This window comes from Kitasatospora sp. NPDC001132 (assembly GCF_053598415.1).
The window spans coordinates 73,880-98,276 of record NZ_JBSFKF010000005.1; the positions used below are offsets into that span (position 1 = coordinate 73,880).

The 24,397-nt window shown below is 74.3% G+C and carries 18 protein-coding genes and 1 pseudogene; 5 read left to right on the plus strand and 14 right to left on the minus strand.

Annotation, left to right across the window (positions count from 1 at the left end):
• Positions 1 to 91: 91 nt before the first annotated feature.
• Together ACWDBE_RS08915 and ACWDBE_RS08920 are read right to left on the minus strand one after the other, a co-directional pair.
• Complete coding sequence (locus tag ACWDBE_RS08915) at positions 92 to 835, minus strand: hypothetical protein (RefSeq protein WP_449807584.1); 744 nt, start codon at positions 833 to 835, stop codon at positions 92 to 94.
• A gap of 318 nt (positions 836 to 1,153) precedes the next feature.
• Positions 1,154 to 2,269 (minus strand): PucR family transcriptional regulator, encoded by a 1,116-nt coding sequence (locus tag ACWDBE_RS08920; protein WP_449807585.1) that lies wholly within the window; start codon positions 2,267 to 2,269, stop codon positions 1,154 to 1,156.
• A gap of 394 nt (positions 2,270 to 2,663) precedes the next feature.
• Here ACWDBE_RS08920 and ACWDBE_RS08925 point away from each other — a divergent pair, with 394 nt between their 5' ends.
• Entirely contained in the window at positions 2,664 to 3,419 is a 756-nt protein-coding gene (locus ACWDBE_RS08925; RefSeq protein ID WP_449789282.1) for a tyrosine-protein phosphatase, read from the plus strand.
• A gap of 254 nt (positions 3,420 to 3,673) precedes the next feature.
• Entirely contained in the window at positions 3,674 to 4,237 is a 564-nt protein-coding gene (locus tag ACWDBE_RS08930) for a DUF4291 domain-containing protein (RefSeq protein WP_449789283.1), read from the plus strand.
• 9 nt (positions 4,238 to 4,246) lie between these two features.
• On the opposite strand, the gene ACWDBE_RS08935 is transcribed toward ACWDBE_RS08930, so the two are convergent.
• Positions 4,247 to 5,110, minus strand: a complete 864-nt coding sequence (locus ACWDBE_RS08935; protein WP_449789284.1) for an ABC transporter permease — start codon at positions 5,108 to 5,110, stop codon at positions 4,247 to 4,249.
• Positions 5,107 to 6,018, minus strand: coding sequence for an ABC transporter ATP-binding protein (locus tag ACWDBE_RS08940; RefSeq protein WP_449807586.1), 912 nt, complete (start codon positions 6,016 to 6,018; stop codon positions 5,107 to 5,109). Before ACWDBE_RS08940 ends, ACWDBE_RS08935 begins: the two co-directional genes overlap by 4 nt.
• 134 nt (positions 6,019 to 6,152) lie before the next feature.
• Here ACWDBE_RS08940 and ACWDBE_RS08945 point away from each other — a divergent pair, with 134 nt between their 5' ends.
• Together ACWDBE_RS08945 and ACWDBE_RS08950 are read left to right on the plus strand one after the other, a co-directional pair.
• Positions 6,153 to 7,445, plus strand: a complete 1,293-nt coding sequence (locus ACWDBE_RS08945; protein ID WP_449807587.1) for a sensor histidine kinase — start codon at positions 6,153 to 6,155, stop codon at positions 7,443 to 7,445.
• Positions 7,442 to 8,098, plus strand: a complete 657-nt coding sequence (locus ACWDBE_RS08950) for a response regulator (protein ID WP_449807588.1) — start codon at positions 7,442 to 7,444, stop codon at positions 8,096 to 8,098. Before ACWDBE_RS08945 ends, ACWDBE_RS08950 begins: the two co-directional genes overlap by 4 nt.
• Before the next feature lie 145 nt (positions 8,099 to 8,243).
• Here ACWDBE_RS08950 and ACWDBE_RS08955 read toward each other — a convergent pair whose 3' ends face one another.
• The 9 genes from ACWDBE_RS08955 to ACWDBE_RS08995 all read right to left on the minus strand — a co-directional run bounded on the left by ACWDBE_RS08955 (position 8,244) and on the right by ACWDBE_RS08995 (position 19,092).
• Positions 8,244 to 9,344 (minus strand): hypothetical protein, encoded by a 1,101-nt coding sequence (locus tag ACWDBE_RS08955; RefSeq protein WP_449807589.1) that lies wholly within the window; start codon positions 9,342 to 9,344, stop codon positions 8,244 to 8,246.
• A 348-nt stretch (positions 9,345 to 9,692) separates the two neighbouring features.
• A complete protein-coding gene (locus ACWDBE_RS08960; RefSeq protein ID WP_449789289.1) occupies positions 9,693 to 10,400 on the minus strand; it encodes a hypothetical protein in 708 nt (235 codons plus the stop codon).
• A gap of 125 nt (positions 10,401 to 10,525) precedes the next feature.
• Entirely contained in the window at positions 10,526 to 11,545 is a 1,020-nt protein-coding gene (locus tag ACWDBE_RS08965) for an N-acetylglucosamine kinase (protein ID WP_449789290.1), read from the minus strand.
• A gap of 172 nt (positions 11,546 to 11,717) precedes the next feature.
• Positions 11,718 to 12,998, minus strand: coding sequence for a 6-phospho-beta-glucosidase (locus ACWDBE_RS08970; protein ID WP_449807673.1), 1,281 nt, complete (start codon positions 12,996 to 12,998; stop codon positions 11,718 to 11,720).
• A gap of 8 nt (positions 12,999 to 13,006) precedes the next feature.
• Positions 13,007 to 13,915 (minus strand): carbohydrate ABC transporter permease, encoded by a 909-nt coding sequence (locus ACWDBE_RS08975; protein WP_449789291.1) that lies wholly within the window; start codon positions 13,913 to 13,915, stop codon positions 13,007 to 13,009.
• Positions 13,916 to 13,935: 20 nt separating this feature from the next.
• Positions 13,936 to 14,952 (minus strand): carbohydrate ABC transporter permease, encoded by a 1,017-nt coding sequence (locus ACWDBE_RS08980; RefSeq protein ID WP_449789292.1) that lies wholly within the window; start codon positions 14,950 to 14,952, stop codon positions 13,936 to 13,938.
• Positions 14,953 to 14,979: 27 nt separating this feature from the next.
• Positions 14,980 to 16,335, minus strand: coding sequence for an ABC transporter substrate-binding protein (locus ACWDBE_RS08985; RefSeq protein WP_449807590.1), 1,356 nt, complete (start codon positions 16,333 to 16,335; stop codon positions 14,980 to 14,982).
• 129 nt (positions 16,336 to 16,464) lie between these two features.
• On the minus strand, positions 16,465 to 17,655 hold the full coding sequence (locus ACWDBE_RS08990) for an ROK family transcriptional regulator (protein ID WP_449807591.1): 1,191 nt from the start codon (positions 17,653 to 17,655) through the stop codon (positions 16,465 to 16,467).
• Between the two features lie 261 nt (positions 17,656 to 17,916).
• Positions 17,917 to 19,092 (minus strand): mechanosensitive ion channel family protein, encoded by a 1,176-nt coding sequence (locus tag ACWDBE_RS08995; RefSeq protein WP_449789295.1) that lies wholly within the window; start codon positions 19,090 to 19,092, stop codon positions 17,917 to 17,919.
• A 495-nt stretch (positions 19,093 to 19,587) separates the two neighbouring features.
• Here ACWDBE_RS08995 and ACWDBE_RS09000 point away from each other — a divergent pair.
• A pseudogene (locus ACWDBE_RS09000) lies at positions 19,588 to 20,091 on the plus strand (HNH endonuclease); the annotation flags it as partial.
• 337 nt (positions 20,092 to 20,428) lie between these two features.
• Here the strand turns inward: ACWDBE_RS09000 and ACWDBE_RS09005 are convergent.
• Complete coding sequence (locus ACWDBE_RS09005; RefSeq protein ID WP_449807592.1) at positions 20,429 to 24,382, minus strand: beta-N-acetylglucosaminidase domain-containing protein; 3,954 nt, start codon at positions 24,380 to 24,382, stop codon at positions 20,429 to 20,431.
• Positions 24,383 to 24,397 lie beyond the last annotated feature (15 nt).

Below are 24,397 nucleotides of genomic sequence, written 5' to 3' on the forward strand. Positions count from 1 at the left end.
AGAGAAGAGAGGTGCGATGAAGGCGGGGGTGAACGGTGAGGGCGAGCGTCGGTGAACCGGTGAACCGGTGAACCGGTGAACCGGTGAGGCGTCAGGTGACGGACGGCGGATCGAAGGGCGCCACCAGGAAGTGCTCGCCCTCGGCGTCGTAGTCGAAGATCAGCGCGGTCCGCCCGGCCGTCAGAGCCGGTTCGGGCTCCGCCGTACGGACCTGGACGGTCGCGGTGGAGCCGTCCTCCGCGGTCACCTCGGCCTGTCCGAAGTCGGCCGTCACCCGGCCGGTCCGGATCACGCAGACCCGGCCGACGAAGTCCCCCCGGGTGAGCGGCCGGTCCTGCGGGAACAGCCGCGACAGCGGCCGGACGAGCGCCCGGGTGCCCGCCCAGGAGGCGACCAGCGCGACGGCGAACACGCCGCCGCGCGCCGGTGCCCCCGAGGTGAGGACGGTGCCGGCCAGGCTGACGAACCAGGCGAGCGCGACCAGCAGCGACACCGCCACCGTCACGGGCACCCCGCCCAGCCCCAGCGCGGCCAGCACGCCCGCGTGGTGGCCGGAGCCGCTCCGGTCGGATCCCCCGTCGGCACCGTGCCCCCCGGCACCGTGCCCACCGTGACCGGCGTCCGCGACGTGTACGGCGTGTCCCCCGTGCCCGGCACCCAGGTGGTGCCCCGCGTGCCCGACGTCCACGTGGTGCCCGCCGCCGTGCCCCCCGTGCACGGCGCCGGGCACCAGGCCGCCGAACAGCATCAGCAGCCAGTACCCGACCACCACCACCAGCGCGAAGCTGAACAGCGCCGTCGGAAAGGCCAGCGCGGCCGCGAAGAATCCCCCCATCCCGGCCACCCTCCCCCGCCCTTCCGACGGCACCGCGCTTCGGCGCCGGGGAGATCATGGCAGTGCCGGGCGCGGCCGCACATTGCCAGGATCCGGCAATCTTTACGCCCTCTTGACACCCTGGTACGCACGGCCCGCGTGACACTGCAACAACCGGGCAACAGGACGACCGTCGGACGGCCGCAACGGGGCCCCGCGGGTTTGGCGCGGCGGGGCGCGGTGGCGGCCCCGCAGGGCGGCGGGACTGCAAGCGTAGTGAGTGACACCGCATCCGTAGTGAGCGGTACTACAGCCGCAGTGGCCGGAACCACACCGGAACTACAGCGATCGTTCCGGCCAGTTCAGCAGTCGCGCCCCCATGGCCGCCGTCTCCAGGGTGAAGCGCTGGAGCGCGTCCGCCGGGTCGTACCCGGTGAGCGCCTTGATCCGCTCCAGCCGGTAGCCCAGGGTGCGCACGCTCAGGCCCAGCCGGCGGGCCGCCTCCGCGTTCACGTACGCCGCCTCCGCATGCACCACGATGGTGTCCAGCAGCGGCCGGGCCCCGCCACGCGCCTCGGTCAGCGGGCCGAGCACGCTGCGCACCAGGTCGGCCATGGCGGCCCGGTCGCGCATCAGCACCGGGAAGACCAGCAGTTCCTCGGCCCGCAGCTGCCGGGCCGGCAGGTCCAGCCGGTGCGCGTAGTCCAGTGCGTCCAGCGCCTCCTCGTAGCTGCGCGGCACCCCGCTGGGCCCCGAGTGCCGGCGGCCCGTCGCCACCCGGCGCACCGGCTGGTAGCCCGGCCCGGGGCGCAGCGCCAGCTCGGCGAAGGCCTCCAGCAAGGCCCGCTCGGCGTCGGGGGCGATGCAGATCAGCCGGCCGTCCTTGCTGGCCAGCAGCACGTCCCGCTCGCCGAACCGCCCGCTCAGCTCCCGCTCGACCCGGTGCACCAGCGGATGCACGTCCGCGAACGGCTCGTCGCCCACCGCGACGGCCACCGTGTACGCGCCCGCCAGCCGCAGCCCGAAGCGCTCCGCGCGCTCCGCGAGCAGCCCGAGATCGCTGCGGCCGAACAGCAGGTCGTCGATGAACTCCCGCCGCGCCGCCTCCTCCTGGCGGACGGCCAGGCGCTGCGCCCGCTCGTGGCCCTCCCCCAGCGCGGCCAGCGCGGCGTCGGTGGCGCCGAGCACCGCGTCGCCCATCCGGCGCAGCTCGGTGACGCTGCTCGCGCCGGTCGTCCCGGGCAGGGTCTGCCAGGCCCGCCGGGCCGCGGCCAGGCAGTGCGCGACCACCTCACGCAGTCCGTACCCGGCCTCCGCGCAGTGCTCGCCCAGCTTGCGCAGGCGCTCCAGCTCCTCGCGGCGCACCAGCCGGCCGGTTCTGGAGACGTCGGCGAGCAGGCCGAGGTAGACCTCGGCCAGCTCGGTGGGTATGTCGTGGTCGTTACCCTCGATCACCGTGTCCTGCCATCCCCCGTACGGCCTGGTGTTTCGGCGCTGAATTTATCAGGGACGCCCAGGTCGGGACGGCGTCGGCGGCCCGCGCGAGCGGTCGTGGGCGGCCCGGGCGAACAGCCCCGGACGGCCCGGTCGAGCGGTCGCGGGCCCACCCGAGCAAGCGGTCGCGGACGGCCGGAGCGCGCGCCACCCCCGCCGATCCGCGCAGCCCGTACGGCGCCGGGTCGCCGTGGCCCGCCGACGGGGGTGGGGTGGAGGGATGCACCGGTCCGGGCTTGCCGGGCGGCCCCCGGAGGGGTTAGACATCCAGACGTCGCCGCCGTGCCCCGCCTCCGGGGCCCCCGTCTCCGGAGCCCCGTCCAGTCCCGGGTGCGGCCCCACCGAAAGGCCCCGCATGTCCCTGGTCAACTTCCGCGACGCCGCCACCCTCGGCGACCCCGAGGGCCGGCGGGTCCGTCCCGGTGTGCTGTACCGCTCCGCCCAGCCGTTCCCGGCCGCCGACGAGGCCACCGTCACCCAGCTGCGCGGCTGCGACATCCGCACCATCGTGGACCTGCGGGACCCGCGGGAGACCGACCCCGCCGACTGGGCCGCCGCCGAGGCCGCCGGCATAGCCGTCGTCGCCGCCCCGGTGAACCCCGCCACCGACGCCCTCACCGCGCGGATGAGCACCATGGCCACGGCCGCCGACCTGGGCGACTTCTACGTCCTGCTGGCCGAGTCCGCGCCCGAAGCGGTGGCCGCCGCCGTCGACGCCACCGTCCGCCCCGGCGCCGTCCTGCTGCACTGTGCCGCCGGCAAGGACCGCACCGGACTGCTGACCGCCCTGCTGCTGGACCTCCTCGACGTCCCCGCCGAGCACATCGTCGCGGACTACACCCGCACCGCCGACGCCCTCCCGCAGATCTTCGCCGGCCTCGCCGAGCGCCACCGCACCGCCCTCAACAACCACACCACCTCCCGCGTCACCGACTCCCAGGGCCGCAACCTCACCATCCCCGCGCCCCTCCTGGAGGCCCCGGCCGAGGCCATGTCGGTGTTCATCGACCGCGTCCGCACCCACCACGGCGGCGCCGCGTCCTTCCTCCCCGGCTGCGGCGTCCCGGCCGCCACCCTCGGCGCCTTCCGCGCCAAGGCGGCCGCCGCCTGAGCCGAAGGCCCGCCGCCGCGGTGCCGAGCCGTAGGCCGGCGGGCGCGCGATGTGGCTTCCGGTCCCCGCGTCCACCAGCGCCGTCGAGCGGCACGGCCGCGGCCGCGGTCACCGCTCGGCAGCCCTCGCACCGCCGGGCGGCCCCCGCACAGCCCGGCAGCCCCCCGGGCGCCCCGTAATCCCGTTGCGCCGCCCCGCCCCGCGCTGGCAGCGTGCCCGGGGAGGGGCCGGCGAGGGGAAGGGGGTGCCGGGGGATGACCGCGCTGCGGGAGATCCGCGCCGACCACGACGAGCGGACGATCGTGCTCTACCAGGCCTACCCGCCGGCCGTCGCCGACGCGGCACTGGCGGCGGGCCGGTTCGTGGCGCCGTTCGGCTTCCACCGGATGACGTGGATCAAGCCCTCGTTCCGCTGGCTGATGCACCGCAGCAACTGGGCGCAGAAGCCCGGCCAGACCAGGGTGCTGGCGGTCCGGATCACCCGGGAGGGCTGGGAGGAGGCCCTCGCCCGCGCCGTCCTGACCACCGCGCACCCGGACGAGGTGGCCCGCGCCGGGGTCCACGTGCAGTGGGACCCGGAGCGGTCGCTGCGCGGGGCGGCGCTGAACCACTACAGCATCCAGGTGGGCATCGGCCGCGGGCTGATCCGCGCCTACGCCGAGGAGTGGGTCGTCGGGCTCACCGACCTCACCCCGCAGGTGCGGCGGATCGCCGCGCTGGTCCACGGCGGGCAGGCGGCGAAGGCGCAGCGGCTGCTGCCGCCCGAGCGCCCGTACCGGCTGCCCGCCGCGACGGCGCGGCGGCTCGGCCTGGGGTAGCGCGGGGCCTCACACGTCCCGGCGCCGCACCACGACGACCGTCACCGCCACCGCGGCCACGCCCCACAGCCCCATGGTGATCCACGAGTCCAGCACGCTCGGCGCGTACTTTCCCATCGTGGTCGTGGAGTTGGGGTTGATGCTGAGCCGCTGCACGGTGGCCATCGGCAGGTGGGTGCCGATCTCCTTCAGCCAGCGGTAGCGGTCCCCGCCGAACATCATCGGCAGGATGAACATCAGCATCACCAGCGACACGATCGAGGCGGTGGCGTGCCGCAGCAGCGCGCCCAGCGCCATCCCGATCAGCGCGCAGACCGGCACGATCGCCGCGTAGCCGAGCACGGCCCGCAGGCAGCCCGCGTCGGTGATGGAGAGGCCGACGTGCCGGGAGGCCAGCATCGCGTTGATGGTGAAGAAGGAGACCGTCGACACCACGGTCCCGGCGAGCGCGGTGATCCCGCCGATCAGCAGCACCTTGGCCGCGATCACGCCGCGCCGGTCCGGCACGGCGGCGAAGGTGGTGCGGATCAGTCCGGTGGTGTACTCGCCGAACACCGTGATCGCCCCGAGGCTGCCGGCCGCGATCGCCATCAGGTCGCTCGCGGCGCTGCCGAGGCCGTGGAACAGCGGGTCATAGGTGTACGGAGGTTTGCCGGGCATCGGCGCGGGCGGACGGTCGATGTAGGTCAGGTCGGCGTGGACGGCGTTCACGTTGATCACGATCGCCACCAGTGAGGCCAGCACCAGCACCCAGTAGGTGGAGCGCAGCGAGCGCAGTTTGATCCACTCGGCGGCGAGCAGGTCGAGGAAGCGCGGTGCCGGTTCGGTTGTGAAGCCGGCGGTCACGGTGAAGCCGGGAGTCACGGTGGTCATCGGGCGTCTCCAGCCAGGTACTCGACACTGTCGGCGGTCAGGGACATGAACGCCGACTCCAGCGACGACGTCCGCTCGGCCAGCTCGTGCAGCACCACACCGTGCCGCAGTGCGAGTTCGCCGATCCTCGCGGCCGGCATCCCGGTGACGATCCCGAACTGCCCGTCCGTCAGGGCGACCTCCGCCCCCTCGGCACGCAAGGCCTCGGCCAGCGCGAAGAGTTCGGGCGCTCGTACGGTCACCGAGGAGACCGCGTTGCGGGCCGAGAACTCGGCGAGGCTCTCGTCCGCGATCAGCCGGCCCCGTCCGATCACCACCAGCCGGTCCGCGGTGTGTTCCATCTCCGCCATCATGTGGCTGGAGACGAACACCGTGCGCCCCTCGTCCGCGAGCCGCCGGAACAGCCCGCGCACCCAGAGCACGCCCTCCGGGTCCAGCCCGTTCAGCGGCTCGTCGAACAGCAGTACCGGCGGGTCGCCGAGTAGCGCGCCGGCGATGCCCAGGCGCTGCTTCATGCCCAGCGAGTAGCCGCCGATCCGCCGCCCGGCGGCGTTGCCGAGGCCGACCTCGGCCAGCACCTCGTCCACCCGCCCGAGCGGGATGCGGTTGCTCCTGGCCAGCGCCGACAGGTGCGCCCGGGCGCTGCGTCCGCCGTGCACGTCGCCCGCGTCCAGCAGGGCGCCGACGTGCCGCAGGCCGCGCGGCCGGCCGGCGAAGGGCACCCCGGCCACGGTGACGGTGCCCGCGGTGGGGGTGTTGAGACCCAGGATCATCCGCAGGGTGGTGGACTTGCCGGCGCCGTTGGGGCCGAGGAAGCCGGTCACCGTGCCCGGTCGCACGGTGAAGGTCAGCCGGTCGACGGCCGTGGTGGCGCCGTACCGCTTGGTCAGTCGCTCGATCTCGATCACGGAGACAACGCTGCCGCCCGCGCCCCGCCCCGGACATCGGGCCGTGGGACACAACCGCGGGCCACCGCACCGGCCCCGGGGATTACGCCCCCGGGCCGATGTGCCGTCTCCCGGCCCGCCGCTACCATCGCGTCATGATCACCGAACACCGTCCGCCGCTGCTCAGACGCCTGCCCGCGGGCGTGTGGGTGGGCGCGCTGTGGACGTCCCTGGTGGTGTTCCGGTTCTTCACGCGTGAGGACGAGCTGCGCCACCTGTTCGACTACCACGGCAACCCCGAGGACATGCCGCTGGTGGTCACCGCGGTGGTCACCACCCTGGTCGCGGCGCTGCTGGTCCGGCTGCCGCTGCTGGCCATCGCGGTGGCGCTCGCGGGTGCCGTCTTCGCGCTCGGGATGTGGGGCGTCCCGGAGACCGGGCCGCTCCAGTTCCTGATCGCCGACTCGGTGGTCGGCTACTGCGCGGCCACCCGCTCCCGGCGGGTCTCGCTGAGCGCCCTGGCCCTGCCGCTCGCCACCCTCGCCGGACTGCTGGCCTGGGGCGCCGTCGAGGACTACCCCGTCAACCCGCTCGCCTACGCGGGCTTCGCCGCGACCGTGCTGATCGCCTGGCTGGTCGGCAACACCGTGCACCAGGGCCGCGCCCACACCGAGGCGCTGCGCGGCCGGGCCGCCGAGCAGGCCATCACCGCCGAACGGCTGCGGATCGCCCGCGAGTTGCACGACATGGTGGCCCACAACATCGGCATCATCGCGATCCAGGCCGGCATGGGAAGCCGGGTCATGGACACCCAGCCCGCCGAGACCCGCAACGCGCTCACCGCGATCGAGGCCACCAGCCGGGAGACCCTGGCCGGGCTGCGCCGGATGCTCGGCGCGCTGCGGGAGGGCGAGGGGGAGTCCGCCCCACTCGAAGTCGCGCCCGGGCTGGGTGAGTTGGACCGGCTGGTGGCGAGGGCGGCGGGCGCCGGGGTGCGGGTGGCGCTCACCCGGCGCGGCGCGGCCCGTATCCTGCCGCCCGAGGTGGACCTGGCCGCCTACCGGATCGTCCAGGAGGCGGTCACCAACGTGGTCAAGCACGCCGGCACCCGCGACTGCCACGTCACCGTCGAGTACGGATCCCGGGAACTCGCCGTCACCGTCGTCGACCAGGGCGCCGGGGTGCCCGCCACGGCGCCCGGCAGCGGCTACGGCCTGGCCGGCATGCGCGAGCGGGTCGCCCTGCTGCACGGCGAGTTCAGCGCCGGCCCGCGCTCCGGGGGCGGCTTCCTGGTCGCCGCCCGACTGCCGCTCCCCGAGCACGTCCCCGCCGACACCCCCGGCCGGACGCCCGACACCCCTGACGGGACGCCCGAGACCCGCGGCGGGACCCCCGCCGACACCCCTGGCGGGACGCCCGCCGAGACCGCCCTGGAGGTGGCGCCGTGATCCGCGTCGTCCTGGCCGACGACCAGCCGCTCATCCGCACCGGCCTGCGGGTGCTGATCGCCGACGCCCCCGACCTGGAGGTGGTCGGCGAGGCCGGCGACGGCGCCGAGGCCGTCGACCTGGTGGCCCGGCTGCGCCCCGACGTCGCCGTCATGGACATCCGGATGCCGGGTACGGACGGCATCGAGGCCACCCGCCGGATCACCGCCGACCCGGACCTGCCCACCCACGTCCTCGTCCTCACCACCTTCGACGACGACGACTACGTGTACGGCGCGCTGCGCGCCGGGGCGAGCGGCTTCCTGGTCAAGGACCTCTCCCTGGAGACCATCCTGGACGGCATCCGGGTGGTCGCCGCCGGGGACGCCCTGCTGGCCCCCGGCATCACCCGCCGGCTGATCGGCGAGTTCGCCGCCCGCCCGCAGGGCCCGGCCCGGCCCCGCAGGCCCGTCGCCGAGGCCGTCACCGAGCGCGAGCGCGAGGTGCTCACCCTGGTCGGCCGGGGCCTGTCCAACGCCGAGATCGCCGCGGAGCTCACCATCAGCGTGGCCACCGCCAAGGCCCACGTCGCCCGGCTGTTCACCAAGCTCGGCGCCCGCGACCGGGTCCGTCTGGTCATCCAGGCCTACGAGTTCGGCCTGGTCGCCCCGTGACGGGAAGCCCCGTGAGGGGAAGCCCCCGTGAGGGGAAGCCCCCGTGAGGGGAAGCGCCGGGGCGGGCCCGTACGGCCCACCCCGGCGCTCCGGCGCTCCGGCGCTCCGGCTCTCAGGATCTCAGGATCTCAGGATCTCAGCGCCGTCAGTGCACGATCGCGTGCGAGACCTGGCACCCGCTGACGCCGTTCGACCAGGTCCCCTGCATGGCGAAGGAGCCGGTCGCGAACGTCACGTTCTGCGCGCCGCCCGTCCCGCCGACGCCGTTCCAGGAGCACTTGTCGGCGTTCTCGTAGCCGGTCGAGTCGGTCCAGCCGCCCGCCGGGTTCTGGTCGGTGATGGTCTCCGAGTACTCGTGGCCGTACACGATGGTCACGCCGTCCAGGGCGCCCGCGCTGCCGCTGTTGACGTAGTTCTGGCCGCAGGAGGTGCCCATGTCGGTCACGTACGGGTCGTTGGTGAACGCCACGTCACCGTACGGGGAGGGGGCGGCGCCGCCGGACAGGGTGGTGTCGCCGTTGTAGTCGTGCCAGGCGCAGAAGCCGCCGTTCGGGGTGTTGAAGCCGTCCGGGTGGGTGCCGGTCGGCGACAGCACCACGTACTGCGCGTTGCGGTTGGAGGCGGGGGTGGTGTTGCCGAAGTGCCCGGCGGCCTTCACGGCCTCGGAGGCCAGCTGGAAGCCGCTGGCCTGGCTCGGCGCGGCGGCGGACTCGTCGACCCAGACGCCGGCCAGCGCGCCGCCGGTCGGGTAGCCGACGTGGGTGGAGCCGGTCGGGCAGCTGGTCGCGCCCGCGGCGACGCCCTCGCAGTACTGGGTCATGACGCCGGACCAGGTCTCGCTGTTGGTGCCGAGGCCCTTGAACAGCTGCTGCGCCCGGACGGCCTCGCCCTTCGGGTCGCCCGACAGCGTGGTGTAGCCGGCGGAGTTGGTGCCCTGGGTGCCCCACTGGGAGCCCCAGAAGATCAGGTAGACCTTCGGCGCGCCGGTGGTGACGCCGATGCCGTCCACGCCGCCGCCGTAGCGGAGGTTGGCGGCCGCCGGCTTGGCCGCGTTGCCGGCCTCCTTGGTCGGGTGCGCGCCGTGCCGGTAGGGGTACGGCTGCCCGGCGAACTCGCCGGCCGGGCGGTCGTCCTGGGCGGCCTGGGCGGCCGGGGCGGCGGCGAAGCCGGCGGCGGCCAGCGCGAGGGCGCTGAGCCCGGTCAGGGCCCGCAGCCGCATCCGGCGGGAGGTGGGGGAGATGCCCATCGTGAGGGTTCCTCTCTGGTGCCGGCCGCGCCCGGGTGCGGCGCGGCGGCACTGTGGGGGGACGACGTGGGAGGAGGAGCGACGGCGGCAGGGCCGGCGAGCCGACGGTCCGCCAAGGACCGTCAGTGGTGTGGGGATCGGAGGCCGGTCACTGCCGACGGCCGGAAGCAAAGCACCGCCGCCGAAACCGGGTCAACGACGGAGAAGGTAAGACCAGCCCCAAGGAAGGCCCTCGGGAACGTATCGAACGTCAAAAGCCCCCAGCTGCCGCCCGGTCGATGCGCGTAGCACAGCGGAATACCAACAGTTGAGAGGCGGCTCTACACCGTATGGGCCGGCGGAGCGCCGTCAGGGCGCGTCCGAGGGGCCCCCGACCTCGCCGATCCGCATGATCCGGCCGTGGGAGTCCAGCACCACGTCGTAGGCGTTGCCGTGGCAGCCGTACGGTTCGGCCGGCTCGCGCTCGGCGAGGCAGTCGTCGAGGTGGGCGATCAGCTCGTCGAGGGGGACGGCCGCGGCCGGGGCGTCGTGCCGGCCGTCGTGCGGGTCGTCGTGCGGGTCGTCGTGCGGGCCGTCGACGAGGGTCGCGGTCACGCCCGCCGCCGCGAAGCCGTAGTGGACGGGGCTGCCGGCGGGCTCGTAGCGGGCGGAGGCGCAGCTGAAGCGGGCCGGGCCGGCGGTGAGTTCGGCCGGGCCGGCGGCGACGACGAGCAGGACCTGGTGGCCGGGGCGTTCGGTGGGCACTGCGCACTCGGCCACGGCGGAGGAGGCTGAGGCCCCACCGGAGGCCCCGTCGGGAGAAGCGGAGGAGGCGGCGGAGGCGGAGGAGGCGCCCCCGACCGGGCCGGCTGCGGGCGAGTAGGCCTCCTCGTCGTCCTCCTCGAAGAGGAACCCGTCGTCCTCGTCCAGCAGGTCGTCCGCGCCCTCGTCGGCCTGCGCGGCGGCGGAGGCGGCGGCCACCGTGGAACCGGAGTCGGCGGGCGTGCAGCCGGTGAGGGCGGCGGCGGTGCCGCAGACCAGCAGGGCGGCGGCGAGGAGCATGCGGGGCGTGGCCATGGCACCAGTCTCCCCGGGCGGTGGCGGTGGTCGGTAATCACCTGACACGCCCGGGGCAGGGACCGCGGTTCCCTCCTCCGTCGGATGTGCGGATCCGGCGGAGGAGGGAGGCCGTTGAGCGGGTGTCAGGCCGCGACCGGCCGACCCGCCTCGTACGCCTCCCGCACCCGGGCCTGCGCCTCGGCGCCCGCCGCCAGGTGGTCGAGGCCGAGCAGCGCCGCGCCCAGCACCGGCGGGGCGACGACGACCCGCGGCTCGGCCAGCGGCGCGGCCTCGGCGAGCCGGGCGGTCAGGTTGTCCAGCAGCAGCGGCTGCCTGGAGGCGAGCACGCCGCCGCCCAGCACCACCGGGGCCGGGGTGTCCAGCAGCTGCAGGCGCCGGAGCGCCACCACCGCGAGCCGGACGATCTCGTCAGCCTGGCGGTCGATCAGCTTCAGCGCCACCTCGTCGCCCTCGCCCGCGACGGCGAACAGCACCCGGGCGATCTCGTGCAGCCGGGCGTTCGGCAGGTGCCCGAGGTGGACGGCCTCGGCGACGGCGCCGGCGCTGGGCAGGCCGAAGTGCTCGGCGATGGCCCGGGCGAGCCCGGTCGGGCCGCCGCGGCCGTCCTCCGCGCGGACGGCGTGCCACATGCTGGCGACGGCGAGCCCGGAGCCGCCGCCCCAGTCGCCGGTGAGCTCGCCGAGGGCGGGGAAGCGGGCGGTGCGGCCGTCCGGCAGCAGGCCGACGCAGTTGATCCCGGCGCCGCAGACCACCGCGACTCCGAGCGGGCCGTCGGTGCCGGCCCGCAGCAGTCCGAAGGTGTCGTTGGCGACGGTGTTGCTGGCCCCCCAGGGGTGGGACTCCAGCGCCGCGCGCAGGGCCTCCTCCTCGACCGGCAGGTCGGCGTTGGCCAGGCAGGCGCTGACGTGGCTGGTGAGCACGCCGCTCCAGGCCGGGTGGCCGGCCGCGGCGGCGGCCTGCTCGACCAGCGGGGCGAGGCCGGCGACCGCCGCGGCGCCGCCGATCTTCTGCGGCGCGAAGCCGCCGCCGCGGGCGGTGCCGAGGACGCTGCCGTCCGCGCCGATCAGGGCGACGTCGGTCTTGGAGTTCCCCGCGTCGATGGCGAGGACGCCGGGCAGGAGTGGTTCGGGCAGGTGGGTCATCAGGTCCCCGCGGCTCGTACGTGGCCCGGGCCGTGGTCGTCGGCCGGGTGCCCGACCGTGGTCGCGGCCGGGGAGCCCGGCCGAAGGGTCCCCGGCCGGGGGTGGACGGTCTCCTCGCGGCGCCCGCCCGCGGCCTTCTCGGGCCGGCGGGCGGGCAGCCGGCGGGCGCAGGTCAGGCCCAGGCGAGGTGCTCGCGGTTGTGGGCGAGCAGCCGGTCCGTGAGCTGGTCGGCGAGTTCGATCTGGCCGACCAGCGGGTGGGCGAGCAGGGCGTCGAAGACCCGGTCGCGGCCGCCGCGCAGGGCGGCGTCCAGGGCGAGGTGCTCGTACGAGGTGACGGCGGCGATCAGGCCGGCGTACAGCGGCTCGACGGGCCGCTGCGGCAGCGGGCGCACGCCCCGCGCGTCCACCTCCGCCGGGACCTCGATCACGGCGTCGTCCGGAAGGAAGGGCAGCACGCCGTCGTTGCGGGTGTTCACCACCTGCACGGAGGTCCCGCCGCCGGTGCCGAGCAGCGCGGCGATCAGCTGGACGGCGGCCTCCGAGTAGAAGGCGCCGCCGCGCTTGCCGAGCAGCTCGGGCTTGGTGTCGAGGGCCGGGTCGGCGTACAGCTCCAGCAGCTGCCGCTCGATCTCGGCCACCTGCGCGGCCCGCGAGCCCTGCTCCTTCAGCTCCGCCACCACCGCGTCGTGCTGGTAGAAGTACCGCAGGTAGTAGGACGGCACCACGCCGAGGCGCTCGATCACGGCCTGCGGCAGGTGGAGGTCCTCGGCGATCTCCTTGCCGTGCGAGGCCAGCAGCTCGGGGAGCACCTCGCGCCCGCCCGCGGCGCCGGGGGCGTCCAGCAGGGTCACCCCGCGCTCCCAGGTCAGGTGGTTGAGCCCGACGTGGTCGAGCCGGACCAGCTCAGGGTCCACACCAAGGTGCCCGGCGAACTTGCGCTGGAAGCCGATCGCGACGTTGCACAGACCGACGGCCTTGTGGCCGGCGGTCTGCAGGGCGCGGGTGACGATGCCGACCGGGTTGGTGAAGTCCACGATCCAGGCGTCAGGGTTGGTCCGGCGCACCTGCTCGGCGATGTCCAGCACCACCGGGACGGTGCGCAGCGCCTTGGCGAGCCCGCCGGCGCCGGTGGTCTCCTGCCCGACGCAGCCGCACTCCAGCGGCCAGGTCTCGTCCTGGTTGCGCGCCGCCTGCCCGCCGACGCGCAGCTGGAGCAGTACGGCGTCGGCGCCGGCGACGCCCGCGGCCAGGTCCGTGGTGACGGTGACGGCGGCGGAGTGCCCCTGCTTCGCGAAGATCCGCCGGGCGAGGCCGCCGATCAGCTCCAGGCGCTCGGCGGCCGGGTCGATCAGCACCAGCTCCCCGATCGGCAGGGAGTCGCGCAGCCGGGCGAAGCCGTCGATCAGCTCCGGGGTGTACGTCGAACCCCCGCCGACGATTGCCAACTTCAGTGCGGACATCAGCCCTTGACCCCTGTCAGTGTCACGCCTTCGATGAAGGCCTTCTGAGCGAAGAAGAAGAGGACGATCACCGGCGCCATCACCAGCAGGGTGGCGGCCATGGTGAGGTTCCAGTTGGTGTGGTGCGCGGCCTTGAAGGACTCCAGTCCGTAACTGAGGGTCCAGGCCTGGTGGTTGTTGCTGGCGTAGATCTGCGGGCCGAAGTAGTCGTTCCAGCAGTAGAAGAACTGGAACAGCGCGACCGCCGCGATGGCCGGCTTGGCCATCGGCAGGACCACCCGCAGCAGGGTGCGCAGGTCACCGCAGCCGTCCACCCGGGCGGCCTCGAGGTACTCCTTGGGGATGGTCATCAGGAACTGGCGCAGCAGGAAGATGGAGAACGCGTCGCCGAAGGCCATCGGGATGATCAGCGGCCACAGCGAGCCGTCCATGCCCATCTGCTTGGACCAGAACAGGAACATCGGGATGACGGTGACCTGCGGGGGCAGCATCATCATCGCGATGACCGCCATCAGCGCCAGGTTGCGGCCGCGGAAGCGGAACTTGGCGAGGGCGTAGGCCACCGGGAGGCTGGAGACCACGGTCAGCAGGGTGCCGAGACCGGCGTACAGCAGGGTGTTGCGCCACCAGGTGAGGAAGCCGGGCGTGTCCCAGACCTTGCCGTAGTTGCCCCAGTTCCAGTCGGTCGGCCAGTAGTCGGTGGTGAGCGCCTGCCCGTCCGACATCACCGAGGTGAGGAAGACGAACACGAAGGGCAGCAGGAAGAACAGCGCGGCGGCGATCGCCACCGTGTGCACGGCCACCCAGTTGAGGAACGCGCGGCGACGGGCGGCCCGGGCGGCGGGGCCGCCGGACCGGTGGGGGACGGCCGTGGCCGGCCCCTTGGTGAGTGTGGTGCCAAGGGTCATGATCGGGTCCTCCCGGGCCGCTAGTCGTCGCTCGCCATGAAGCCGGAGCGGCGGCGGAGCAGGATCGAGGTGACGGCCATCGAGATGGCGAACAGCACCACGGCGACGACGCAGGCCGCGCCGTAGTTGTAGGTCTGGAAGCCGAGCTTGTAGACCATCTGCGGCAGGGTCCAGGTGGAGCCGCCGGGGTAGCCGGGCTCGAACTGCTGGCCGGAGCCCCCCGCGATGCCGCTGGCGACCTTCCCGGCGACGATCGCCTGGGTGTAGTACTGCATGGTCTGGATCACCCCGGTGACCACAGCGAACATGATGATCGGCGAGATGTTCGGCAGGGTGACGTACCGGAACCGCTGGAAGGGGCCGGCGCCGTCCAGCTCGGCCGCCTCGTACTGCTCCCGGGGCACGTCCAGCAACGAGGCCATGAAGATGACCATCAGGTCGCCGACGCCCCACATGGCGAGCAGGGTGAGCGCGGGCTTGGACCAGTCCTCGGAGGCGAACCAGCCGGGCTGCGGCAGGCCGAGCTCGCCCAGCAGGTGGTTGACCGGGCCGGTGCCGGGGTTGAACAGGAAGGCGAAGGCGACGGTCGCGGCCACCGGCGGGGCCAGGTACGGCAGGTAGAACGCGGTGCGGAAGAAGCCGGCGCCGGTCTTCACCTTGGTGATGAGCATCCCGATGCCCAGGCCGAAGGCGACCCGCAGGCTCACCATCACGACGACCAGCCACAGGGTGTTGCGCAGGCCCTGCCAGAAGGTCGGCAGGTGGTTGAAGACGTAGTCCCAGTTCTTCAGGCCGCTGAAGGTCGGGGTGCCGAAGCCGTTGTACGAGGTGAAGGAGAAGTAGACGGTGGAGACCAGCGGGTAGACGAAGAAGACGCTGAACCCGATCAGCCAGGGGGAGAGGAAGGCGAGGGTGCGGGCCGCCGCCCGGCGGCGCTTGCGACGCAGCAGGTGCTGCGTGGAGGGCGCCGCCGGGCCGGTCGGTCCCGCGTCGGCCTGGTCGCCGTTGCCCTTGCGGGTGCCGAACGCGAGTGACATGGGAGCTCCGTGGACCGTTCCCGGCCCTTACTTGGCCTGGGCGATGTCGGTGTCGATCTGCTTGGCCGTGGCGGCCAGGCCCGCGGCGAGGTCGCCCTGCTTGCCGGACTCGTAGTCGTAACCGAGGTTCTGCAGGGTGGTGATGTAGGAGCCGCCGTTGACGGCCGGCGGGGTGGTGCTGGAGTGGGTGTTCTTGGCGACGTCCAGGAAGGTCTTGAAGTTCGCGTCGCTGACCAGCTTCGGCGAGTCGAGCGCGGCGAAGGTGCTCGGCACGTTGTGGATCGCGTTGGCGAAGTTCACCACCGCGTCGGTGTCCGTGGTCAGGTACTTGACGAACTCCCAGGCGGCGGTCTGCTTCTTGCTGGTGCTGGCGATGCCGACGATGGTGCCGGTCTGGTAGCCGCGGCCGTAGGTGTCGGCCTGGTCGTCCGGGACGGGGAAGGGAGCGGTGGCCCACTCGAAGTCGGGCTTGTCCTTGGCGAGCGAGGCGGTGCGCCACTCGCCGTCCAGGATCATCGCGACCTGGCCGGTGTTGAAGGGGTTCTTGGCGCTGAACTCCTCGCCGAAGGTGGCGCGGTACTTCTCCAGCTTGGCGTAGCCGCCGAGCTGGTCGACCATGCCCTTCTGCCACGTGAGCATCGCGGCGACCTTCGGGTCGGTGGCGATGTTCGACTTGCCGTCGGGGCCGAAGTAGCTCGCGCCGTACTGGCCGAGGTAGTGCTCGGTGGTGGACTCGTAGCCGTGGTACAGCGGCATGAAGCCCAACTGCTTGTACGAGTCGCCGTCGGGGGTGGTCAGCAGGGCGGCGTCGGCGGCGAACTCGCTGAAGGTCTTCGGCGGGTGGGCGATGCCGGCGGCGGCGAAGGCCTTCTTGTTGTAGTACAGGCCGTAGGCGTCGCCGAGCAGCGGCAGCGAGCACTGGTTGCCCTGGAACTGGGTGTAGTCGAGCATCGTCGCCGGGAAGGTCTTGGCCGGGTCTATGCCGCTCTTCTGGAGCAGCGGCTTGAGGTCCGTGAAGGCCTTGGTCGAGCAGAACATGCCGACGTTGTTGGTGGTGAAGGAGGACACCACGTCCGGCGCGTCCGCGCCGCCCGCCCGCAGGGCCTGGTTGACCTTGTCGTCCGCGAGGCTGTCCACCGCCTTGACGTGGATGTTCGGGTGGGTCTTCTCGAACGCGGCGATGTTGTCGTTGATCGCCTTGACCTCGTTCTCCTGGCTCCAGCCGTGCCAGAAGGTGATGGTGACGTCCTTGCCGCTGGCCGAGTCGTCGTTGCCGCCCGCGTCGCTGGAACCGGTGCAGGCGGAGGCGAGCAGGGCCAGGACGGCGCTGCCGGCGACGGCGGCGATGGTGCGACGGCCTCTGCGGGACGTGGTGGCGTGCACTTCGGGATCCTCCTGGTGGTGCGCGGGCAGGCCTCGTTGCCTCGGGTCCCGCGTTCGGGGGTTGGGGAGAGGTGGGTGCAGGTGGCGAGGTGACAGGGGGAGCGTCAGTGGGGTGCGTCGGTGGGTGCGTCAGTGGGTGGAGAAGACCGCCTCGCGGGCGTCGGCCAGGGCACGTTGCAGGGCGCCGAGCAGCACCGGGGACCCGGGCAGGCTGCTGCTGCGGACCTCCGGCCGGGCGATGGAGATCCGGGCCAGCTCGTCCTCGACCAGCGCGCGCAGCCGCTCGCCGCCCGCGCTCGGCACCACGCCGGAGAGGACCACCAGCTGGGGGTCGACGACGGCGACGATCACCGCCAGCCCGACGGCGAGCCGCCCGGCCAGCTCGGCGAGGAAGGCGTCGCCGGCGCCGGGGGTGGCCAGCGCCCTGGCGACGGACTCCTGCGCGGTGGCCGCGCCGAGCCCGTGCTCACGGGCCAGGGCCCGCACGGCCGGTGCGCCGACCAGGGCCTGGAACCCGCCGAACTTGCGGCGGCGGGCGTCCCACTCGACCGGCGAGTCGGGCAGCGGCATGTAGCCGACCTCCCCGGCGCCGCCGGTGAAGCCGCGGTGCAGCCGCCCGGCGATCACGATCGCCGCGCCGACCCCCGCCCCGGCCCAGAGCAGGACGAAGTCCTCGAAGCCGGCCGCGGCGCCCGAGGACTGCTCGGCGACGGCGGCCAGGTTCACGTCGTTCTCGATCGACACCGGCGCGCCGATCGCCCCGGTCAGCTCCTCGACCAGCCGCGGCGAGTGCCAGCCCGGCAGGTGGGAGGCGTAGCGCAGCTTGCCGGTGACCGGATCGGGGGCGCCGCCGACCCCGATCGCCGCGGTGCGCAGCGAGCCCTCGGGAATCCCCGCGGCCCGCACGGCCTCGGCGACGGCGGCGGCGACCGCCGGGACGGTCCCGGCCGCCGGGATCCCCTTGGTCGGCACCGCGTGCTCGGCCAGCGTGGTGCCGGTGATGTCGGCGACCGCCACCCGGATCTCACTGTTGGTGACGTCCAGTCCGGCGACGTACCCGGCGGCCGGATTCACCTGGTACAGCCGGGCGTTGGGCCCGGGGCCGCCCGCCGTGGTGCCCACCGGAAGGACCAGCCCGGCCGCCTCCAGCCGGGCCAGCAGCTGCGAGGCGGTGGGCTTGGACAGCCCGGTGAGGGCGCCGATCTGGGTGCGCGACAGCGGCCCGTTCTCCAGCAGCAGTTCGAGGGCGGCGCGGTCGTTGATGGCGCGCAGCAGGCTGGGGGTGCCGGCGAGGGGGGCCTTGGCGGTGCTCTTGGTCATGCCTGAATCCTCCTCGTTCGGCTGGTCGGGAGAACGGTCGGGGAAGGGCGGGGAGGGGCGGGGAGGGGCCTGGAAGAGACGTGAAGAACTGTTAGGAAACTTTCCAGTCGCTTGGGAAGGACCGTAAGGGCCGTGTCAGCGGGGTGTCAATGGTCGGCGGAGCGGAGGATGCCGAAGCGTTACCGGACCGCACGAGGCCCCGCCCCCACCGTGCTCGGGTGGGAGCGGGGCCTCGCGTCCGGGTCCGTTGGCGTGCGACCGCTACGGCTTCGAGGGGTCGTCAGCCCCCTTCGCCGCCGGGATCGGCTCGGTCGCCCGGTAGCGCGGCGAGCCCGGGTCGGCCAGCGCGGACGGCGCGGTCTGCTCGGCGGCCGGCACCGGCGAGGGGGCGATCACCACGCCGGTCGCCCCGGCCGCCGCTGCCGGGACCTCCTCCTTGACCTTGATCCCGGCCTGGTCGAACGCCACCTTCAGCCGCTGGCGCAGCGCCCGGGAGACGGCCGCCGCCTTGCCCGGGGCGGTCCGGGCCTCGATCCGCACCACCACCGAGTCGGAGGCGACCGACTCCACGCCCAGGATCGACACCGGCGCCCAGATCAGCTCGTCGTACGGGGCCTCCTTGGCCATCCCCTCGGCCGTCGCCAGGATCAGGTCCTCGACCCGGACCAGGTCCTCCTTGTACCCGACCTGCACGTCCACCGAGGCGGTCGCCCAGCCCTGGCTCATGTTGGCGATCCGCTTCACCTCGCCGTTGCGGATGTACCAGATCTCGCCGTTGGCGCCGCGCAGCTTGGTCACCCGCAGGCCGACCTCCAGCACGGTGCCGGTGGCCACCCCGGTGTCGATCTCGTCGCCGACGCCGTACTGGTCCTCCATGATCATGAAGACCCCGGAGAGGAAGTCGGTGACCAGGTTGCGGGCGCCGAAACCGATCGCCACACCGGCCACACCGGCGCTCGCCAGCAGCGGCGCCAGGTTCACCCCCAGCGCGGAGAGCACCATCAGCGCCGCCGTGCCCAGGATGGTGAAGGAGGCCACGCTGCGCAGCACCGAGCCGATCGCCTCCGAGCGCTGCTGGCGCCGCTCCGTGTTCACCACCCCGGTGTTGGCCAGCAGCCCGCCCAGCCGGCTCTCCTCCTGGTTCTCCGAGGAGCGCGCCATCCGCCCGATCAGCTGGGTGATGAGCTTGCGCACCACGGCCCGCAGCACCAGGGCCAGCATGATGATGAAGACGATCCGCAGCCCCGCGGCGAGCCAGCCCTGCCAGTGGGTGTCGAACCAGCTGGCGGCCTGCCGGGTGGTGTCCGAGACCTCCTGCGCGCTGGTCGGTATCCGCAGGTCGAGCTCGGGCAGCTGCGCGGTGGGGCTTGGGGCCGGCGTCGGGGTGGAGAGCGTCGAGGACGCGTCGGACGGACCGGTTGCACCGGAGCTGAACACGTGCGGGCCTTCCTGACGGGGGTGCGTGTCCGGCCCGCACCGCCGACGAGCGGCCCGCGGACCGAGAGCGTTAGCCTATCCGCCACCGTCTGCCCGCCCTGACGCGCCGGGAACCTCCCACGAGCGTGCCCGAGGGCGTACGGAGCGTTCCGAACGCCCCGTCAACGCCCCCGTACGCTCCCCGCGCACCAGCACCACTGGGCCGCCCGGGGCAGTCGGGGCACTGCTCCGGACGGCCGAACCGTGCCCCCGGAGGGCCACCCGGCAGGGTCACCGGGGCGCACCGCACCGCCACCCGGGTGCAACCCGACCTTCCCCCGGGCATACCGGCTATGACAGAGACCACACCCGGAGTTCAAGTCAGGTCCGTTACACAGGAGTGGTGGCGCCGTACAAAGGCGTAAGGCGACACTGGGGGAGATCGCGCACGCGTGGCGCGGTCCAACCGCTCGTCCCGGCGCGAGCCACGCGCCGCAGGCGTCCAAGGAGGCATCCGTGCCGCATGTCCTGGTCCTCAACGCGTCCTACGAGCCACTCGGCGTCGTATCGATGCGCCGCGCACTCATCCTGGTCCTCAACCACAAGGCGGTCAGCCTGGAGGACTCGGGAGTCACTCTGCACAGCGCCACCAGCGCCCTTCCGGCGCCGTCCGTCGTCCGACTGACCCGCTTCGTCCGGGTCCCGTTCTGCGGGCCCGTCCCGCTCACCCGCCGGGCGCTGTTCGCCCGCGACCACGGCCGCTGCGTCTACTGCGGGGCCGCCGCCACCAGCGTCGACCACGTCATCCCGCGCAGCCGCGGTGGCCAGCACCGGTGGGACAACGTGGTGGCGGCCTGCCGCCGCTGCAACCACACCAAGGCCGACCGCCACCTCACCGAGCTCGGCTGGCGGATGAAGCGACCACCCGCGCCGCCCAGCGGCCTGGCCTGGCGCATCATCGGCACCGGGATCAAGGACCCGCGGTGGCGGCCCTACCTGGAGCCGTACGGCGGCGGCGACCAGCTGCGCGCCCCGCAGTGGGGCGAGTACGAGCACCACGACCATACCGAGCAGCCGGTCCACCCCGTCCCGCTCGGCCGGGCGCACCCCGCCCACCCAGCCCCCGTCCGCCGCGGCGAGCAGCCCGAACCGCTCTCCGCCTGACCGCAGCTCCACAAGGGCCCGCCCGTCACACCGTCGGTACGCGCCTCATGGGCCGCCGAGCCCCCTGCACAGGGGAGCCGGCGGCCCGCCGCGTTCTCCGGGCCCCGGCCCGGCTCCCTGCCCGGCCACGGCCATGGCCACGAGCTGCGGGCTGCGGGCTTGCAGGCCACGGGGCCACGGCTGCGGGCCGCGGCTACGGCTTCTGCGCCGTCGCGGGAGGCGCCGCGGGGGCGCCCGGCACGCCGCCGGGCTGGGCGGGCTGGCCGCCGGCCGGGGGCTGCGGCGCGGCCGGCGGGGTCACGGCGTACAGCTCGATGCCGAACAGCGAGTAGCCGTACTTGGTCGCCCGCGCCACGCCCTGCACCCGGACGTACCGGACCCCGGGCGCGTCGAAGCGGACCGTCTCGTCGCCGCCCCTGCCGTTGTCCACCGTCGCCGCGTTCGTCCAGGTGTTCCCGTCCGTCGAGACCTGGATCCGGTACGAGGCGGCGTACGCGGCCTGCCAGTGCAGCACCGCCGCGCCCAGCCTGGTCGGCTGCGGCAGCTCCAGCCGCACCCAGGCGTCGTCCTTGGCCGGCGAGGACCAGCGGGTCTTCGGATCGCCGTCGTTGACCGCCGAGGCCGGGAAGGCCGCCGTCTCGTCGCCCGAGGAGGTGGCCTTGGCGCCGGGCGCCAGGTCAGGACCGCCGGTGGGCGGCACCACGTGGACCTGGAGGACCTGCCGGACGGTGGTGCCGCCGGCCACGAACTGCACCGGCACCTGGTACGTCCCGGACGGCGTGTCCGCGGCGGCGCTCACCAGCAGCGGCACGCCGACCCGGCCGCCGCGCGGCACGCTCACCGGGCCGGCCGGGGTCACGGTCAGGCCCTTGGCGGCGGCCGGCACCTCGGTGCGCAGCTCGCCGGTGGTGCCCTCGGGGCGGCCGGCCTCGACGGTGGCCCGGGTCGTCATCGGGGCCGTGGCACCGGTGACCACGTCCAGGGCCGGGTCGGCGAGGCTGAGCCGGGCCGCCGGGGCGTCCGCGTACCACGGGATCACCTGGTTGACCACCGGCGGGTCGCCGCCGGGCCGCCAGGTCAGCCGGAACGCGTCGGCGGCCAGCCCGCCGGCCGACAGCTCGTTGTAGCCGGGCTGCACGGTGCCGAGGTCGGCCCAGGTGCCGTCGGCCCGGCGCACCGCGAGGGTGGCGGTGGCGTGCACGGCCGGGTCGGTCAGCACGGTGAGCCGGTCCAGCGGACGGGCCGCGCCGAGCTCGACGACGAGCGGCTCGTCCAGCGCCGTCGGCGCCTTGGCGGCCCGGTACGCGGTGTCCGGGTTGCCGTCCAGCACGGCGGCGGCGGAGGAGCCGGGCGCCGCGTCGGGACCGCCGCTGACGCTGGCCGGGGACTCGTCCGGGGAGGTGACGGTGAACTCGCGCACCGCGACGGCGGTCTTCTGCGCGGCGGTGGCCCGCAGCCGCACCGCCCGTACCACGGTGCCCGGCGGGAGCTGGGCGCTGACCGTCTTCTGGTTCCTGACCGCGGCGAGCTGCTTCCAGCCGCCCTCGCCGGTCGTGTACTCCAGCACGCCGTCGCGGATGTAGTCGTCCTCGGCGGTGCGGGCGTCCGGGCCGTTGCCCCAGCCGCCCATCAGTACGGTCACGCCGCTGACCGGGCGGCCCGCGCCGAGGTCCAGGCCGACCGCGTCGCCGGGCTGCGGGGGAGCGGAGCTCCAGTAGAAGGTGTCGGCCACGCCGTCGGTCATCAGCGCGGGCAGGTGGTCCTGCGCGGTGCCCATGGTGGTGGTCGGGGTGAGCGCGCCGCCGCCCACGCCCGCCCAGTTGTCGGCGGCGCGCACGGCGCGGTCCAGGAACGGGCCGAGCACCCCGGTGCCGACGGTGGCCGGGGCCCGGTCCAGCTGCTCGCGCAGCCGGTTGAGCTCGACCCGGGCCTTCCAGGCCGCGGTCCCGTCGCCGCCGCGCTGCGCCAGCAGCATGTCCAGGGCGGCCTGCCCGGCCAGCCCGTAGTCGCGCAGCGGGCCCAGCCAGGGCGCGGCCTCGCCGGCCAGCTGGGCGGTGGCCGGGGTGCCGGCCAGGGTCTGCTGGGCGGTGGCCATGGTGGCGAAGGCCTCCCGCAGCGGGGCGGCGGCCTCGACCAGGCGGGCGACGTCGGGGGTGGCGCCCGAGGTGGGCTCGGCGGCCGCCCAGAAGCGGTCCAGCAGCGGCGTCAGATAGCCGGACTCCTGCTTGGACAGCGGGGACGAAGTGCTGTTCCCGGCCAGCGCGGTGACCGCCGACAGCGCCGTCCCGGCGGGCGTCGGGGCGGCGCCGGTCGGCCCGGCCAGCGAGCGCACGGCGGCCTGCCAGGACTCCTCCGGCTTGTACCCGGCCGGGTTCCAGGCGAAGTCGCCGGCCGTCGAGAGGGCGATCCGGGACGCCACCGGCTGCTGCATCGCGCCGGTCAGCAGCGCCGCCGAGCGGGTGGCCACCTCCGGGTCGCGCCCGGCGTAGGCGCCGAGGAAGAGCCGGTCCGGGGTGGCGTCGTTGACCGGGTAGTTGTCCATGGTGAGCAGCGGGTGCCCGTACAGCCCGGCGGTGTCCGAGGCCTGGGCGCCGGTGATCTTCTCCGGGATCACCCCGGCCCCGCTCCACGCCACCTGGACGCCCTCCGGCAGTGCCGCCGCCAGTGCCTTGCGGTACGGGGTGGAGCCCTGCTGGTGGTACTCGGTGGGGACGACGGACAGCGGCGCCAGGCCCGGGTTCCGCGCCACCAGCCGGTCCTGCACCTTCTTCACCAGCTCGGCCTGGGCCCTGGCGGCCGCGGCGGGCCCGGTGCCGTACTCGTCGCGGTCGTCGCCGCAGTGCCACTCGTCGTAGCTGACGTCCAGGAACTGCAGCTGGAAGGCGGTGAAGCCGAGCCCCCGCAGCCCGTCGAGCTTGTTCACCAGCGCGTCCACGTCCTTGCCGGAGCTGAAGCAGAGGGACTGCCCCGGGTCGATCGCGTAGCCGAGCGTGACGTGGTTCTGCCGCGCCCGGAAGCCCAGCTCGCGCAGTTCCTCGGCCTGGGCCGCGGGGTAGGCGTTGCGCCAGCGGGAGAGCCGGTACGGGTCGTCACCGGGCGCGTAGAGGTAGAAGTTCTGCTTGGAGCGGCCCAGGAAGTCGACCTGCTCCAGCCGCTGCCGGGCGGTCCAGGGGGTGCCGTAGAAGGCCTCGGCGGTGCCCCGCACCGGCGCGCCGGTCGGCCAGTCCCGCAGCGTGATCCCGGGCAGCCCGAGCCCGGCCGCACCCGGCGCCTGCCCCTGCCCGGCCGGTACCGCGGCGAGCAGTTGACGCAGGCTCTGCGCGGCGTAGAAGGTGCCGGTGGCGTCCACGCCGGACAGCACCACGGCGCCGTACGTCCCGCCGCCCTGGGCGGGCAGCTGACCGGCCGACAGCACGTACCCGCCGGCCGGCATCCCCGCGGTCGAGGGCGCGGCGTCCTCCTTGCCGCCCGCCGCGACCGCCAACTGCCGCAGCACCCGGCCGGTCTCGCCGCCGGCGCCCTCGGCGGGCCCGCCGACGTACACCACCAGCGCGCCGGCGGCCGGCGTGCCGCCGTCCGGCTGCGGCGTCACCTCGGTCGCCCCGGCGACCTCCAGCACCTCGTGGACGGCCCGCACCGCGCCCTGGTCCACCTTGGGAGCGGTCACCAGCGTCACGGCCGCCGGCACCGCGACGGGTCGGCCCGCCACCGTCTGCTGCTGCGGCTTCGGGAACACCTTCGGGTCGGTCACGCTGCCCAGCGGCGTCTGCGGCGCGGCGCTCACCACGTCCGGCGCCGAAGCCGCGGCGGGCGCCGCGTACGCCGTCGACGGCACCGAGCCGGCCAGCAGCCCGCCGACCACCGCCGCGGCCGCGACCCCGGCCGAGATCTGCATCGTCCGCCGCCCCGGCCGCCCGGCGGCGCGCTCGGCCCGCTCCTCCCGCACGGACGCCAGCAGCGGCTCCGTCCCCTTGAGGTCGGCGATCAGCCGGTCCGCCGTACGCGGCGCCAGCTGACGGCACGTCCGCGCCGTGGCCCGCCGCGCCGCCACCGCCGCGGGGTGCTGCACGACGTCCCGCAACGCGGGACTCTGCTCCAACTGCGACCGCAGCCGCCGCCCGGCCGCAACGGACACTCGGGCTTGCACAGGAGCCTCCTCGCC